This is a genomic window from Burkholderia guangdongensis, assembly GCF_013403875.1.
Classification (GTDB): Bacteria; Pseudomonadota; Gammaproteobacteria; order Burkholderiales; family Burkholderiaceae; genus Burkholderia; species Burkholderia guangdongensis.
On record NZ_JACBNX010000001.1, the window covers coordinates 338,845 to 355,272 of the forward strand.

Sequence of the window (16,428 nt, forward strand, 5' to 3'; positions counted from 1 at the left end):
GTGAACGAAGAGCGCGTAGGGGCTGTTTCACTTCTGGTTCCTCGGGTTGAACACGTCGCGCAGCCGGTCGCCGACCAGATTGATCGCGACGACGGCCGCGAGCAGCGCGAGGCCCGGATACACGCTGATCCAGTATTCGCCGGACAGCATCGTCTGATAGCCGTTCGCGATCAGCAGCCCGAGCGACGGCTCGGTGACGGGCACGCCGAGTCCGAGGAACGACAGCGTCGCCTCGAGCGTGATCGCGCGCGCGACCTGCAGCGAGCCGACGACGATGAGCGGCGGCAGGCAGTTCGGCAGGATGTGGCCGACGACGATCCGCCAGCCCGGAATCGCCTGGCAGCGCGCGGCCTCGACGTACTCGCGGCGCGACTCGACGAGCGCCTGAGCGCGCGCGGTCCGCGCGAAGTACGCCCATTCGAGCACGATCAGCGTGAGCACGACGTTGCCGATCCCCTTGCCGACGTACGCGAGGATCATCATCGCGACGAGGATCGACGGGAACGACAGCAGCAGATCGACGACGCGCATCACGAACGCGTCGACCTTGCCGCCCGCGTACGCGGCGACGAGCCCGAGCAGCGTGCCGAGGATCCCGGCCGCGAGCGCGGAACCGACGCCGACGCCGAGGCTGATCCGCAGCCCGTAGACGATCGCGGACAGCAGGTCGCGACCCTGGCCGTCGGTGCCGAGCCAGTAGGTGAGCGTCGCGGCGCCGTTCGCGGAGCCGGGCGCGAGGCGCGCGTCCATCACGTCGAGCTGCGCGAGGTCGTACGGATTCTGCGGTGTGATCCACGGCGCGGCGAGCGCGGCTGCGATCAGCACGACGAGCACCGCGAGGCCGACGAGCGCGCCCTTCGACTGCGCGAAATCGCGCGCGACCTGCCGCCACGGCGATTCGCGGCGCGCGGGCGCGGCGGCGCCGGATGATACGGGCGGCGGCGCGGACGACGGCGGGGAATGTGGAGTGGGCGCGCTCATGCGGCGGCCTCCAGACGAACGCGCGGATCGAGCCACTTGTACAGCAGATCCACGATCAGGTTCAGCGACACGAACAGGCACACGACGACGATCAGGTACGCGACGATCACGGGCCGGTCGAGGGCATTGATGCTGTCGAGGATCAGCTTGCCGGAGCCGGGCCACGAGAACACGCTCTCGGTGACGACCGCGAACGCGATCGTCGAGCCGAACTCGATGCCGAGCACGGTGACGAGCGGAATCAGCGTGTTGCGCAGCACGTGCACGAGCACGACGCGCAGCGGCGACAGCCCCTTCGCGCGCGCGAAGCGAACGAAATCCTGCGGCAGCACCTCGGCGACGCCCGCGCGCGTCAGGCGCAGCACGAGCGAGATCATGAACAGCGCGAGATTCAGCGCGGGCAGGATCAGGTGGCGCAGCCCGTCGACGGTCAGGAACGACCAGCCGATGCCGAACACCTGAACGGTCGCGCCGCGGCCGCTCGCGGGCAGCCAGTGCAGATGCACGGAGAACAGCATGATCAGCATCAGCCCGACCCAGAACGTCGGCAGCGAGAAGCCGAGGATGCTGCCCGTCGTCAGCAGCTTCGCGAGCGGATTGCGCGGATAGAGGCCGGTGAACAGCCCGAGCGGGATGCCGATCGCGACCGCGAGCAGCAGCGCGGCGACCGACAGCTCGAGCGTCGCCGGCAGGCGTTCGAGAATCAGCCGGATCGCGGGCACGTTGTACACGAAGCTGTTGCCGAGATCGCCGTGCAGCGCGCCGTTCACGAACGCGACGTACTGGCGCCACAGCGGCTGGTCGAGGCCGAGCCGCGCGATGATCCGCGCGCGGTCGATCTGATCGACGTCCTGGCCGATCAGGATGTCGACCGGATTGCCGATCGCGTGCAGGCCGACGAACACGACGACCGTCATCAGCCACACGACGACGAACGCCTGCAGCACGCGGCGCAGGAGCCAGGCGGTCATCGCACGTTCTCCGGCGCGTGTTTCGACGCGGACGCGGCGGGCGAGGCGGAAGCAGCGGAAGGCCCGGGCGGCGGCGCGGGCGTCCATTCGTCGCCGAACACCTCGGGCTCGTCGAACGCCTCGAGGTTCGCGTAGTGCCGTTCGACGTCCTCGCGATAGAGCGTCGCGGTCAGCGCGAGCGCGAGACGCTTCGCGCCGTCGCTGACGGCCGGGATGTCGCCGGACAGCGCGCCGTGCGTGAGCGTCGCCGGCGCGCAGAAGCAGTGGATCCGGTCGAGCCCCGGGCACGCGCCCGGGGTTTTTTCGAGGAATTCGAACGTGGGGCCGAGGTCCGGCGAATCGGACAGCTCGGCGTCCTCGTCGCCGGCGGGCGGCGCGTAGCGGTCGCCCCACGTGCGGATGTGGCGCGCGAACGGCGCGAATTCCGGGCGGTCGGCAGGAGCGATCCGGAAGCCGGTCGCGAACACGACGAAGTCGAGCTCGAACGTGCCTTTCGGCGTGCGCGCGACGAGCTTGTCGCCGACCGGCTCGACGTCGAGAATCGGCGCGCCGAGATTGAAGCGCGCGTTCGGATGGCGCGACACGCGCAGCGTGCTGCCGCGCGGCGGCGGCACCTGCCGCGCGTTGATGTAGTGGCGGATCCGCCATTTCCAGTCGTCCGGCAGAGCGGCGTGGCCGTGCGTGAGGCCGGGGCTGCCCGCGCCCTTGCCCTTGTTCACGCGCGGGATGTCCGCGCGGCGGATCAGCAGGTCGACCGACGCGGCGCCCGCCTCGAGCGCGGTCGCCGCGCTGTCCATCGCGGACGCGCCCGCGCCGACGACGCCGACGCGCTTGCCGCGCAGCGTCCCGTAATCCATCTCGTCCGACGAATGCGCCCAGAAGCGGCGCGGCAGCGCGCGCGCGAACGCGGGCACCGCCGGGCCGCCGAGGCCGTCGCGGCCGGTCGCGAGCACGATGTGGCGCGCGTGGACGACGTGCTCGCCGTCGGGATTCGCGACCGACAGCGCGACGAGCCCGTCGTCGCGCGGCGCGATCGACGTGATCCGGTGCGCGTTGCGCACGTCGAGGCCGAGCACGTCGCGGTACCAGCGCAGATAGTCCATCCACTGCAGGCGCGGAATTTTGTCGAGCGCGTCCCACGCGGCGGCGCCGAACTGCGCTTCGTACCACGCGCGGAACGTCAGCGCGGGCAGGCCGAGCGCGGGGCCGGTCAGCTGCTTCGGCGAGCGCAGCGTCTCCATCCGCGCGGTGGTCGCCCACGGGCCTTCGAAGCCGCGCGGCGACTGGTCGTAGATCACCGCGTCGACGCCGAGATGCGTGAGCGACGCGGCGGCCGCGAGCCCCGCCATGCCGCCGCCGATGATCGCGACGGTGATGACAGGCCGCCCGTCGTGCGTGCGCGGCGGCACCCACGACTTGGCCGGCAGTTCGAGCCACGCGAGATCCTGGCGCAGGCGCGCTTCGAGCGCGGCGAGACCCGCGGGCGGGACGGGGGGCAGGGTGGTCACGTCTGGGTTTCCTTCGGAACGGGCAGATCGCCGTACAGCGACTGCAGGACTTGGGCGTGCTCGCCGGGCGCGTGCCGGACGAAGTCGGGCAGCAGCGCACGCGCGGCGTCGGCGAGTGCGTCGACGAATGCGAGCGCGGCTGGCGACAGCACCTTCGCGTCACGCGTGACGACGCCGAAGAAGAACGGGATCGACGCGTCGATCGGGCGCACGACGACGTCGGCGATCGGCATCCCGTATGCGGTCACCGGCTCGAGCACCGACAGCCCGAGCCCGGCGCGCACGGCGGTCAGCGCGTTCAGCGACGAGTTGGTTTCGATCAGCGCGTCCGGCGCGACGCCCGCGTGCGCGAACGCGTGGTCGAGCCGGCGGCGCAGCCGGTACGGGTTCTGCATCGTGACGATCCGGCGGCCCGCGCACGCGGCGAGCGGCAGGCGCGCGTGCGCGGCGAGCGGATCGTCGGCGCGCAGCGCGGCGACGCACGCGGCCTCGCCGATCCAGTGCACGACGACGCCGCGGTGCTCGAGCGGCAGGCTCGTCACGCCGATGTCGGCGGCGCCGGTCAGCACCGCGTGCACGACCTGCTCCGGCGACGCGCTGCGCACCTGGATCTGCCGTGTATCGTGCGCGGGGCCGGGCCGCGCGAGCGCGGCGGGCACGAGGCCGGCCGCGAGCGCGGACGTCGCCGCGATGTGCAGCGGCCGCGCGTCGCCGCGCGCGATCTCGACCGCGCGGGTGCGGATCTGCTGCAGCCCGACCAGCACGTGCTCGACGTCCTCGTACAGCAGGAAGCCCTGCTCGGTCGGCGTCACGCGCGGCCCGTTGCGCGTGAACAGCGCATAGCCGATCTCGGCCTCGAGCTCCTGGATCAGCCGCGTGATCGCGGGCTGCGAGCGCCCGAGCAGGCGGCCGGCCGCGGTGACGCTGCCGGTCGACATCACGGCGGCAAAGGCTTCCAGTTGGCGGAGTTCCATCGGATCGGACGTACGGGACGGATCGTTGTATGTGATTTCCGTATTCTTAAGCCGCCAGAATGCATAATGCAAATACTAAATACGCATATCGTCATATGACGCCGTGCAAAGCGGGCGGGGCAAGCACGCGATCTGTTCCTGCGAGGAACAGAAGTTATGTGAAAACCGGCGGCGATCGGCACGGCGCGCTCCGCTAAGCTAGGGCCGGCTCAGGCTGCGGCCGGCGTAGGTGAGGCCGGCGTAGGTGAGGCCGGCTCAGGCGCCGGCGTCGCCCGAGCCCACGCGGTTCCCGGCACGTGGCCGGCGCGCCGCGCCGCATGAAAGGCAAGCGGGGGAGCGTGCCGGAATCATCGTAGGGAGGAGGTGCAGATGTCGGTCGCGATGTCGTCTTTCAATGGCGAAGCGCCGCAGTTCAACATGCCGTTCAAGCCGCTCGGCGAAGTCGTCGACGCGGTCGGCACGCCGCGCTTCATCGATCGGCTCACGGTCTTTCTGAACAAGCTGGTTCCGCACGACGTCACGCATCTCGAGCGCACGCGCGTCGACCGCGGCACGCCCGACGGATGCCGGCACGAATGGCTCGGCAGCTTCGGGATGGACGGCGAGCCGCAACAGCTCGCCGAAGTGATGGATCTGTACTACGCGCGCTATCGCGCGACCGATCCGCTGTTCACCAGCGTGCACGGCGAACTCGGCACGCGGCTGTTGCTGCGCGACATGAGCCTGCTGCCGTCCGGCGAATTCCGGCGGCGCATTTTCGACGAGCGGCAGGTGACGAACGAATGCGTGATCGTGAAGGGCGCGCCGCACGTGCAGTACGGCGTCGCGCTGGTGCGCAAGAAGTGGTCGCCGCCGTTCTCGCTGACCGAGATGAGCCAGCTGAAGCGGCTCGGCGAATTCCTGTTTCCGCTCGTCGTGCTGCATGCGTCGACGACGGCCGCGCGCAAGATCGCGCATCTGCCGGTCGAGGCGAATCCGCTCGCGCTGTTCGACGCGCGGCTCGAGAGCGACGGGATCGGGCTGTCGAAGCGCGAATACGAACTTTGCCGGCACCTGATCGGCGGCAGGAGCGTCGCCGAGACGGCCGGCATGCTCGGCGTGCAGTTGACGTCGGCGCAGACGTACGTGAAGCGCGCGTTCGTGAAGCTTGGCGTTAGGACGAAGCGCGAGTTGATCGCGTGGGGATACGCGGGGGAGGACGCACGCGCGTCGTGCTGACGCGAGGCGCACGCGTGCGGCTTCAGACCATCCGCGCGTAGCCCTGGATCAGCGCGCGCATCATGCCCTCGACGGTCGCGTCGCGCAGGTCCTCCTCCTGCTCGACGTCCTCGACCAGTGCCGCGAATGCCGTGTTCAGCGTCACGCGGTCGATTTCGTGGCGCTGCTCCATGACGGTCACCATCCCGTCCTTCGACAGATGCGCGGAGAACGCGCGGTTGCCGATGTTCTGATATACGTCGATCATGACGGATCTCCCGGTAGTCCAGACCCTTATCCAGTTTAGTTGGCCGATCCGCCGGTCGCCATGGGGGGAAGCGGTGGGCTCAATCGTCCGACGATAAGCCGACGAAACGCCGGCGACAGGCGCGGCCGAGGTGACGGCCTGGACGCCGGCATGTGGAGCGCACCGCCGATGACTGCCCGACTTACACCCGCGATCGCGTCGACGTTCGCGAATCTCGCGCTCGCGCATCTGACCCGCGAGTATCCGAACCGGCTTGCGCACGCGCTCGCCGGCCCGCAGGACGTGCGCAGCCCGCGCGCGCTGCATCCGATCTTCTACGGCAGCTACGACTGGCATTCGTGCGTGCACGGCTACTGGCTCGTGCTGCATCTGCTCGAGCGCTTTCCGGATCTGCCGGAGGCCGCGCGCATCGTCGCGGTCGTCGATGCGCACTTCACCGACGCGAACGTCGCGCGCGAGTGCGCGTACGTCGATCTGCCGCACAACCGCGGGTTCGAGCGGCCGTACGGCTGGGCGTGGCTGCTCGCGCTCGCCGCACAGCTCGAACGGCTGACGCTGCCGCAGGCCGCGCGCTGGGCGGCGACGTTCGCGCCGCTCGCGGACGCGTTCGTCGCGCGCTTCGAAGCGTTTTTGCCGATGGCGACGTATCCGGTGCGCGTCGGCACGCATTTCAACACCGCGTTCGCGTTGTCGCTCGTGCTCGATTTCGCGCGCCACAAGCCCGTCGGTCAGCGGCGCGAGCGTCTTGCCGCGCTGATCGTCGAGACCGCGACGCGCTGGCATCGCGATGACGCCGGGTGCCAGGCCTGGGAGCCGTCGGGCGACGAGTTCCTGTCGCCGGCGCTGATGGAGGCGGAGCTGATGCGGCGCGTGCTCGCGCCGGACGCATTCGAGCGCTGGTTCGCGCGCTTTCTGCCGGATATCGCGCGCGGCGAGCCCGCGACGCTGTTCGAGCCGGCGACGGTCAGCGATCGCAGCGACGGCAAGATCGCGCATCTGGACGGACTGAATCTGAGTCGGGCGTGGTGCCAGCGGTCGATCGCACGGGCGCTGCCCGAGGGGGACGCGCGCCGCGCGCGGCTGCTCGATGCGGCGGACAAGCATATCGACAGCGCGCTCGCGCACGTCGCCGGGGACTATATGGGCGAGCACTGGCTCGCGACGTTCGCGACGCTGGCGCTCGAAGCGTAGGCGTGGCGCACCGCGTTGCGCTGTGCCGCGCCGCACTGCGTTGCGCCGGGTCACGCTGTGCCACGTGGCGGAGCATCGCGTTGCGTCGCGTTCACCCGGCCTTGCCGCCCGCGTCGGCTTGCTCCGCGTGCAGCAGCAGCGCGAGCCGCCCCGCCGTGTCCTTCATTTTCGGCACGGCTTCGAGCAGATCGTTGAGCGTCGCGCGCGCGGTCGGCGCGTGCACCGCGAGCGCCGCGAGCACGCGGCCGCTGCCGGCCTCCCGCACCGGCACCGCGATCGCGACCATCCCGCGCACGAACTCCTCGTTGTCGATCCCGATCCCGCGCACCGCGAGCCGGTCGAGCTCGGCCGCGAGCAGTTGCGGGTCGGTCAGCGTCCGGTACGTCATCTTCGTCAGCGCCATCCGCGCGAGCATCGCGTTGCGCTCGATCGCCGTCATCTGCGACAGGAACAGCTTGCCGCTCGCGGTGCAGTGCAGCGGCACGCGCATCCCGGGCCGCATCTCGAGCCGCAGCGGCTCGGCCGTCTCGACGCGCTCGACGTACAGCACGCGATCGCCGTCGAGCGCGGTGAGGTTGCAGGTCTCGCCGAGCGTATCGACGAGCGCGCGCAGCAGCGACCGGCACGAGCGCGTGAACGTGCTGTTCGCGAGCGTCGCGAGCGCGAGCTGCGCGGCGCGCGGGCCGAGCGCGATGCCGCGGTCGTGGCCGCGCGAGTCCGGCATGTGCACCACGTAGCCGCGCGCTTCCAGCGATTCGATCAACCGCAGCAGCGTCGCCTTCGGAATTCGCAGCCGCGCCGACAGCTGCGACAGCGTCGACGGCTGCCCGGCCGACGCGAGCTGCTCGAGCACGGAGAGCGCGCGCAGCACGCGCGCGTCGTCGGCGGGCGTGTCGTCGCGCGGCGCCGGGGCGCTGTCTCGCATCGGTGTCCTCCGTCGGGCGCGCCGGAGCGGCGTCGCCGGAAATTGAAACGAAAAGGTCTGATTTTGTACCACAATCGCGCCGCATCATGCGAATCGGCTTGAGTGCGTGCGCTCCGCTCAATAAATTTGGACGAAACATCCCGGATTTTTCTATATCAGCCTCCGCCGGGCCGCCCCAAGGAGGCTGAGCGCCCCCTCGGGGGCAGCGAACGTAGTGAGCGTGGGGGCTGTTTCATTTCAGAGCGGAGACAGGCATGACGCGCAGTTTCGACTATGTGGTCGTCGGCGCCGGTTCGGCCGGCTGCGTTCTCGCGAACCGGCTGTCCGAAGGCGGCCGCTACTCGGTGTGCCTGCTCGAAGCCGGGCCGCCCGACCGCTACATGTGGATCCACGTGCCGATCGGCTATGGGAAGACGATGTTCCATCCGGTCTACAACTGGGGATTCCAGACCGACCCCGATCCGAACATGCACAACCGGCGGCTCTACTGGCCGCGCGGCCGCACGCTCGGCGGCAGCAGTTCGATCAACGGGCTGATCTACGTGCGCGGCCAGCGGCAGGACTACGATCGCTGGGCCGCGCTCGGCAATCGCGGCTGGAGCTGGGACGACTGCCTGCCATACTTCCGCCGCCTCGAGCACAACACGCTCGGCGCGGGGCCGACGCGCGGCGTCGACGGGCCGCTGTGGGCATCGGCGATCCGCCAGCGGCACGAACTCGTCGATGCGTTCGTCGCCGCGTCGAACCGGCTCGGCGTGCGCTCCGTCGACGACTTCAACACCGGCGATCAGGAAGGCGTCGGCTACTACCAGTTGACGACGCGCCGCGGGTTGCGCTGCTCGACCGCGGTCGCGTATCTGAAGCCCGCGCGCTCGCGCGCGAACCTGCACGTCGAGACCGACGCGCTCGCGCAGCGGATCCTGTTCGACGATCCGGGCGACCGCACGCGCGCGACCGGCATCCGCTACGCGCAGCGCGGCGAACTGCGCGACGTGCGCGCGAACCGCGAAGTGATTCTTGCGGCCGGCGCGCTGCAGTCGCCGCAGTTGCTGCAACTGTCCGGCGTCGGGCCTGCCGCGCTGCTGAAGGGGCACGGGATCGAGGTCGTCGCGGATCGCGCGGGCGTCGGCGAGAACCTGCAGGACCATCTGCAGATCCGTCTGATCTATGAAGTGACGAAGCCGATCACGACGAACGACGCGCTGCGCTCGTTTGTCGGCCGCGCGAAGATGGGCCTGCAATGGGCGCTGTTCCGCGGCGGCCCGCTCGCGATCGGGATCAATCAGGGCGGCATGTTCTGCCGCGCGCTGCCCGACGAATCGCCGACGCCCGACATCCAGTTCCACTTCTCGACGCTGTCCGCCGATTCGGCCGGCGGCGCCGTGCATCCGTTTCCGGGCTGCACGTACTCGGTCTGCCAGCTGCGCCCCGAATCGCGCGGCGTGCTGAAGATCCGCTCGACCGACGCGCGCGACGCGCCGTCGATTCAGCCGAACTATCTCGCGACCGAATTCGACCGCCGCACCACGATTGCCGGCGTGCGCTTCGCGCGGCGCGTCGCGGCCACCGAGCCGATCGCGTCGCTGATGAAGCGCGAAGTGCGCCCCGGCGCCGATGCGCAGACCGACGACGAGCTGCTCGAGTTCTGCCGCGAATACGGGCAGACGATCTTTCATCCGTCGGGCACCGCGAAGATGGGCGTCGCGAGCGATCCGCTCGCGGTCGTCGACGCGCGGCTGCGCGTGTACGGCACGCGCGGGCTGCGCGTCGTCGACTGCTCGATCATGCCGACGCTCGTGTCCGGCAACACGAACGTGCCGATCGTGATGGTCGCCGAAAAGGCGGCGGACATGATCGTCGACGATGCGCGCGCAGCCGATCGCGCGGGCGGCATCGCGACGGCGGCCGCGACGGCCGTTTAGCGGCTGGTCCAAGCGAAACCGGCCGACTGGCCCTACCTGCGAGAAATCGGTCTGCCTACAATTTTTTCAACGGATCGCCAGACCAAAGCATCCGCGCAAGACGAAAGCAAACAGGCAAGGATCAGGCAGCTATGCATGGGACCCGAGTAAGCGCTGAAGCGCCAACTCGGGTCGACAGGAGACAGACATGACCCACAGGCAGTCGGCAATGCGCGTTCCTCGCGGACCAGGAACGGTCGAGGCACAACGTTTGACCCCGTCGGAGCACTGATCATGGGAACGAGTTCAATCCGGAGCGCGAGCGACTTCGCCGGCGGCCAGAAAGACGACACCCGCTACGACCCGACCTACGACCCGCTGGTGTCGCCCGGGCCCGGGCGCGGCAAGCAGTACGCGCCGACCTACTGGGTCGCGACGGCCGGCAGCCCGCCGCCCGACGACGGCCCGATCACGAAGGACATCGACGTCGACGTCGCGATCATCGGCGCCGGCTACACGGGCCTCGCGACCGCGCTGTGCCTCGCCCGCGAGCACGGGATCAAGGCGGTCGTGCTCGAGGCGAACCGCACCAGCTGGGGCTGCAGCAGCCGCAACGGCGGGCAGGGGCAGAACGCGTCCGGCCGCCTGTCGCGCTCGCAGTGGATCCAGCGCTGGGGCAAGGACGTCGCGCTGAAGATGCACGAAGAGATTCAGGAAGGCTTCAACCACTTCAAGGAATTCGTCGCCGAGATCGATTGCGATCCGCAGCCGGGCGGCCACTTCCTGATCGCGCATCGTCCGCGGATCATGGCGAAGCTCGCGGCCGAGGCGAAGGTCTGGAAGGACGTGTTCGGCTATCCGTCCGAGCTGCTCAGCGCCGAGACGTTCCGCCGCGAGTTCGTCAACGATCACGAGTCGGCCGGCGCGCTGCACGAGCCCGAAGGGATCGGCATCCACGCGCTGAAGCTCGCGTTCGGCTACCTGCGCCTCGCGCGCGAAGCGGGCGCGCGCGTGCACACGAGCAGCCCGGTGATCGGCTGGGAAACGATCAACGGCGTCCATCATCTGCGCACGCCGGGCGGGATCGTCCGCGCGCGGGCGGTCGGCATCGCGACCGGCGCGTATACCGCGCAGACGCTGCATCCGTCGCTGCGCAGCAAGGTGATGCCGATCCTGTCGAACTCGATGGTCACGCGGCCGCTGACCGATCAGGAAATCGAAGCGTGCAACTTCCGCACGACGCAGGTGCTGACCGATACGCGCACGCTGCGCTTCTACTATCGCTTCCTGCCGGACAAGCGCCTGCAGATCGGCAGCCGCAGCGCGATCACCGGCGCCGACGCGCCGAATCCGCGCCACTTCGAACTGCTGAAGGAAGGGATGGGACGCAAGTTCCCGGCGCTGCGCGGCGTGCAGATCGACTTCTCGTGGTGGGGCTGGGTCGACGTCAGCCACGACATGATGCCGCGCGTGTGCCAGCCGGATCCGAAGCAGGCGGTGTTCTACGCGCTCGGCTACGGCGGCAACGGCGTGTCGTATTCGCAGCAGGCGGGCCGCCGGATGGCCGAGCGGATCGCCGGCAAGGGCGCGCGCCAGACGCTGCCGATCTTCACGTCGCCGCTGCCCGGCCATCCGTTCGCGCCGTTCCGGCGCCTCGGGCAGCGGATGCTGTACGTCGGCTACTTCCACCGCGACGAAAAGCCTTGACCCTCCGCGCGGCCCGTGACCGGCCGCGCGTCACCCGATTACAAAACCGATAAATCGATCCATGCGGCGGGGCGCGCAGGCGCGCTCGCACGCTCAGTCATCGACGGCGTCTGTGCGCGCGCCTCGCGCACGGGGGATGCACATGCGTCGATCGACTCACAGGATATGGAGAAGACATGCAACCATCGATGGACCGAAGTGAACTGAAGTGCGGGCTCAAGCAGCGTCACATGACGATGATCGCGCTGGGCGGCGTGATTGGCGCGGGGCTCTTCGTCGGCAGCGGCGTGGTGATCCAGCAGACCGGGCCCGCCGCGATCCTGTCGTTCCTGATCACCGGCGTGCTCGTCGTGCTCGTGATGCGGATGCTCGGCGAGATGGCGTGCGCGATGCCCGCCGTCGGCTCGTTCTACGAATATGCGCGGCTCGCGTTCGGCAACTGGCGCGGGCCCGGCCGGCTCGCCGGCTTCCTGACCGGCTGGATGTACTGGTATTTCTGGGTGATCGTCGTCGCGCTCGAAGCGGTCGCGGGCGCGAAGCTCGTGCAGTTCTGGCTGCCCGACATGCCCGCGTGGATCATCAGCCTGACGCTGCTCGTCGTGCTGACCTTGACGAACCTGATCTCCGTCAGCAGCTACGGCGAGTTCGAGTTCTGGTTCTCGTCGATCAAGGTCGGCGCGATCGTCGTGTTCCTGTTCCTCGGCGGCCTGTACGTGTGCGGCTTGTGGCCGGCGGCGATGCATACGACGGCGGTGCTGCCGACGCTGCTCGGCCACGGCGGCTTCATGCCGCTCGGCATCGGGCCGGTGATGAGCGGCGCGGTGGCGGCGACCGGCTTCTACTTCGGCGCGGAGATCGTCACGATCGCGGCGGCCGAGGCGAAGGAGCCCGCGAAGGCCGTCGCGAAGGCAACCAACTCGGTGATCACGCGCGTGCTCGTGTTCTACGTCGGCTCGGTCGCGCTCGTCGTCGCGCTCGTGCCGTGGAATTCGCCGCAGATGGCGACGCCGTACGTCAGCGCGCTGCAAGTGATCGGCCTGCCTGCCGCCGCGAACGTGATGAACGCGATCGTGCTGACCGCCGTGCTGTCCGCGCTGAACTCGGGCCTCTATGCGGCATCGCGGATGCTGTTCGCGCTGACCCGCCACGGCGACGCGCCCGCGTCGCTCGCGAAGGTCAACAAGCGCGGCGTGCCGGTGCGCGCGATCCTGCTCGGCACGCTGTTCGGCTACGTGTCGGTCGTGATGTCGTACGTGTCGCCCGACACCGTGTTCGCGTTCCTCGTCGATTCGTACGGCACCGTCGCGATCTTCGTGTACGTGCTGATCGCGTGCTCGCAACTGCGCCTGCGCAGCCGCCTCGATGCCACGGCGACGAGCCAGCTGCGCGTGAAGATGTGGGGCTTCCCGTATCTGACCTGGCTGTCGATCATCGGGATGATCGGGATCCTCGTCGCGATGGCGTTCATCCCGGAGCAGCGCAAGCCGCTCTGGCTCGGCGTCGCGAGCCTCGCCGTGCTGCTCGTCGCCTACGAGCTGTTCATCCGCCGCCGTCAGCGCGGCGCGTATCTGGACGAGCACGAACTGGTCGCGTATCCGCCGCAGTGATGCGGTAGCGCGGCAATGCGGTAAGCAAAACGAAAGTTTTGGCGGCGCACAACAGCACCGGGTCCGGCGAACGGACCCGGTTCCCGTTGAGGGTTGACCCTCGAACTATCACGCCTGCCGATAGTTTCGATCCGAGGATACGACTTTTTATTGGCTTGCGCGGCACGTAGCATAGGTGAACCGGGTAGCTGGATCCTGCGTCGCGGACGCCCGGCCGCCGACATCGCTGACATTTGCGAACGAATTCGCGAACGAGGGAGACCATGGAGCACCAGGCCCGTACCCAGAACGAGAAGCTCGAGGTCAAGACGACGACGTGCTACATGTGCGCGTGCCGTTGCGGGATCCGTGTGCATCTTCGCGACGGCGAGGTGCGCTACATCGACGGCAATCCCGACCATCCGCTGAACCAGGGCGTGATCTGCGCGAAGGGTTCGTCGGGGATCATGAAGCAGTATTCGCCCGCGCGGCTCACGCAGCCGCTGCTGCGCAAGCAGGGCGCGGAGCGCGGCGACGCGCAGTTCGAGCCGGTGTCGTGGGACGTCGCGTTCTCGATGCTCGAAAAACGCCTCGGCCATCTGCGCGCGACCGATCCGAAGAAGTTCGCGCTGTTCACCGGCCGCGACCAGATGCAGGCGCTGACCGGCCTGTTCGCGAAGCAGTTCGGCACGCCGAACTATGCGGCGCACGGCGGCTTCTGCTCGTCGAACATGGCGGCCGGGATGATCTACACGATCGGCGGCTCGTTCTGGGAGTTCGGCGGCCCCGATCTCGACAACGCGAAGCTGTTCTTCATGATCGGCACCGCCGAGGATCACCACTCGAATCCGCTGAAGATCGCGCTGTCGAAGTTCAAGCGCGCGGGCGGGCGCTTCATCGCGATCAATCCGGTGCGCACCGGCTACGCGGCGATCGCCGACGAGTGGATTCCGATCCGCCCCGGTACCGACGGCGCGCTGTTCATGGCGCTGATCCGCGAGCTGATCGAGCAGGGCGCGTACGACCACGAGTTCGTCGCGCGCTACACGAACGCCGGCGAGCTCGTCGATCTGCGCGACGCGAGCGACACGTTCGGGCTGTTCGTCAGCGACCCGGACGCGCCCGAAGTGAACGCGCTGTATCCGCAGAATCATCTGTGGTGGGATGCGCGCACGAACCGCGCGGTGCTGCATCATGCCGACGGCGCCGAGCCCGTGCTCGACGGCCGCTACACGCTCGACGACGGCACGCCGGTCGCGCCGTCGTTCACGCTGCTGCGCGAGCAGGTCGCCGACTGCACGCCCGAATGGGCGGCCGACATCACCGGCATTGCCGCCGACACGATCCGCCGGATCGCGCTCGAGATGGCGACGGTTGCGCGCGAACAGCGGATCGTGCTGCCGGTGTCGTGGACCGATTCGTGGGGCGCCACGCACGACACGGTCGAAGGCACGCCGATCGCGTTTCATGCGATGCGCGGCCTCGCCGCGCATTCGAACGGCTTCCAGACGATCCGCGCATTGGCGGTGCTGATGTCGCTGCTCGGCACGATCGACCGGCCGGGCGGCTTCCGCCACAAGGCGCCGTATCCGCGCGCGGCCCCGCCGTCCGCGAAACCGCCGAACGACCCGGCGATGGTGAAGCCGAACACGCCGCTTTCGACCGGCCCGCTCGGCTGGCCCGCCGCGCCCGGCGACCTGTTCGTGCACGAGGACGGCACGCCCGCGCGGATCGACAAGGCATTCTCGTGGGAGTATCCGCTCGCGGTGCACGGGCTCATGCATTCGGTGATCACGAACGCATGGCGCGGCGATCCGTATCCGATCGACACGCTGCTGATCTTCATGGCGAACATGGCGTGGAATTCGTCGATGAACACGACGGAAGTCCGCAAGATGCTCGTCGACAAGCGAGACGACGGCGAATACAAGATTCCGTTCCTCGTCGTCTGCGACGCGTTCGAATCGGAGATGACCGCGTTCGCGGACCTGATCCTGCCGGACACGACGTATCTCGAGCGCCACGACGTGATGTCGGTGCTCGACCGGCCGATCTCCGAGTTCGACGGCCCTGTCGATTCGGTGCGCGTGCCGGTGGTGCCGCCGACCGGACAGTGCAAGCCGTTCCAGGAAGTGCTGATCGAGCTCGCGAGCCGCCTGAAATTCCCCGCGTTCACCACGCCGGACGGCAAGCGCAAGTTCCGCGACTACCCGGACTTCGTGATCAACTTCCAGACCGCGCCCGATTCCGGCACGGGCTTCCTGATCGGCTGGCGCGGCAAGGACGGCACGAAGGCCGTGATCGGCGAGCCGAATCCGAACCAGTGGGAGCAGTACGCGAAGAACAACTGCGTGTATCACCACGTGCTGCCGGAATCGCTGCAGTACATGCGCAACTGCAACGGCGACTACATGCAGTGGGCGGTCGACAACGGGATGCGCAAGTTCGGCGTGCCGATCGTGATCCAGCTCTACTCGGACGTGATGCAGAAGTTCCGGCTCGCCGCGCAAGGGAAGACGAGCGGCCGCCAGCCGCCCGACCATCTGCGCGCGCGGGTCGAGCGCTATTTCGATCCGCTGCCGTTCTGGTATGCGCCGCTCGAGGCCGACGTGACCGATCTCGACCGCTATCCGCTCGCGGCGATCACGCAGCGGCCGATGGCGATGTATCACTCGTGGGATTCGCAGAACGCGTGGCTGCGGCAGATCCACGGCGAGAACCATCTGTTCGTGAACCCGGTGACGGCCGAAGCGCAGGGCATCGAGGACGGCGGCTGGATCTACGTCGAGTCGCCGTGGGGCAAGGTGCGCTGCCGCCTGCGCTACAGCGAGGCGGTCGAGCCCGGCACGGTATGGACGTGGAACGCGATCGGCAAGGCGGCCGGCGCGTGGAATCTCGGGCCGAAAGCCGGCGAATCGCAGCGCGGCTTCCTGCTGAACCACGTGATCACCGACGAGCTGCCGAGCGATTCGCGCGAAGGCGAACGGTTGTCGAATTCCGATCCGATCACTGGCCAGGCGGGCTGGTACGACGTGCGCGTGCGGATCTATCCGGCCGAAGCCGACGCGACGACGACGCTGCCGCAGTTCGCGCCGATGCAGCCGCTGCCCGGCTCGACGAGCGTGGTGCAGCGCGTGCAGGCGTATTTCGCGGGCAAGGGCGAGTTCGCCGCGCGGCTGCGCCGCGCTTCCAAATCCGACCAGTAACCGGGAGCTGACC

12 protein-coding genes are annotated in these 16,428 nt (G+C 68.9%); 6 read left to right on the forward strand and 6 right to left on the reverse strand.

Translation table 11 applies throughout. The annotated features are described in order from the left end of the window. Positions 1–27 precede the first annotated feature (27 nt). Genes HZI36_RS01470 through HZI36_RS01485 form a run of 4 tightly spaced genes read right to left on the reverse strand, consistent with a single transcriptional unit; the run spans position 28 to position 4,434 of the window. Complete coding sequence (locus HZI36_RS01470; protein WP_179400829.1) at positions 28–981, reverse strand: ABC transporter permease; 954 nt, start codon at positions 979–981, stop codon at positions 28–30. Further along, a complete protein-coding gene (locus tag HZI36_RS01475) occupies positions 978–1,952 on the reverse strand; it encodes an ABC transporter permease (RefSeq protein ID WP_179400830.1) in 975 nt (324 codons plus the stop codon). Before HZI36_RS01475 ends, HZI36_RS01470 begins: the two co-directional genes overlap by 4 nt. Further along, positions 1,949–3,460, reverse strand: coding sequence for an NAD(P)-binding domain-containing protein (locus tag HZI36_RS01480; RefSeq protein ID WP_179400831.1), 1,512 nt, complete (start codon positions 3,458–3,460; stop codon positions 1,949–1,951). The genes HZI36_RS01475 and HZI36_RS01480 overlap by 4 nt, the downstream gene beginning before the upstream one ends. Further along, positions 3,457–4,434, reverse strand: a complete 978-nt coding sequence (locus HZI36_RS01485) for a LysR family transcriptional regulator (protein WP_179400832.1) — start codon at positions 4,432–4,434, stop codon at positions 3,457–3,459. Before HZI36_RS01485 ends, HZI36_RS01480 begins: the two co-directional genes overlap by 4 nt. Before the next feature lie 369 nt (positions 4,435–4,803). On the opposite strand from HZI36_RS01485, the gene HZI36_RS01490 reads away from it, so the two are divergent. Then, the gene (locus tag HZI36_RS01490; protein WP_179400833.1) at positions 4,804–5,652 is read left to right on the forward strand and encodes a helix-turn-helix transcriptional regulator; all 849 of its coding nucleotides are present in this window, start codon (positions 4,804–4,806) and stop codon (positions 5,650–5,652) included. Between the two features lie 22 nt (positions 5,653–5,674). Here HZI36_RS01490 and HZI36_RS01495 read toward each other — a convergent pair whose 3' ends face one another. Further along, positions 5,675–5,899 (reverse strand): hypothetical protein, encoded by a 225-nt coding sequence (locus HZI36_RS01495; protein WP_179400834.1) that lies wholly within the window; start codon positions 5,897–5,899, stop codon positions 5,675–5,677. Between the two features lie 168 nt (positions 5,900–6,067). On the opposite strand from HZI36_RS01495, the gene HZI36_RS01500 reads away from it, so the two are divergent. Next, a complete protein-coding gene (locus HZI36_RS01500) occupies positions 6,068–7,090 on the forward strand; it encodes a DUF2891 domain-containing protein (protein WP_179400835.1) in 1,023 nt (340 codons plus the stop codon). 91 nt (positions 7,091–7,181) lie between these two features. Here the strand turns inward: HZI36_RS01500 and HZI36_RS01505 are convergent, their stop codons facing one another. Then, positions 7,182–8,015, reverse strand: coding sequence for an IclR family transcriptional regulator (locus tag HZI36_RS01505; protein WP_179400836.1), 834 nt, complete (start codon positions 8,013–8,015; stop codon positions 7,182–7,184). Positions 8,016–8,269: 254 nt separating this feature from the next. Between HZI36_RS01505 and HZI36_RS01510 the strand changes: the two genes are divergently transcribed. From HZI36_RS01510 to HZI36_RS01525, 4 genes are all read left to right on the forward strand, one after another. Continuing rightward, the gene (locus HZI36_RS01510) at positions 8,270–9,937 is read left to right on the forward strand and encodes a GMC family oxidoreductase (protein ID WP_179400837.1); all 1,668 of its coding nucleotides are present in this window, start codon (positions 8,270–8,272) and stop codon (positions 9,935–9,937) included. Positions 9,938–10,210: 273 nt separating this feature from the next. Further along, positions 10,211–11,623: an NAD(P)/FAD-dependent oxidoreductase gene (locus HZI36_RS01515; RefSeq protein ID WP_179400838.1), complete on the forward strand. Its 1,413-nt coding sequence runs from the start codon at positions 10,211–10,213 to the stop codon at positions 11,621–11,623. A 176-nt stretch (positions 11,624–11,799) separates the two neighbouring features. Further along, complete coding sequence (locus HZI36_RS01520; protein WP_179400839.1) at positions 11,800–13,230, forward strand: amino acid permease; 1,431 nt, start codon at positions 11,800–11,802, stop codon at positions 13,228–13,230. Positions 13,231–13,493: 263 nt separating this feature from the next. Further along, the gene (locus HZI36_RS01525; protein WP_179400840.1) at positions 13,494–16,415 is read left to right on the forward strand and encodes a molybdopterin oxidoreductase family protein; all 2,922 of its coding nucleotides are present in this window, start codon (positions 13,494–13,496) and stop codon (positions 16,413–16,415) included. Positions 16,416–16,428 lie beyond the last annotated feature (13 nt).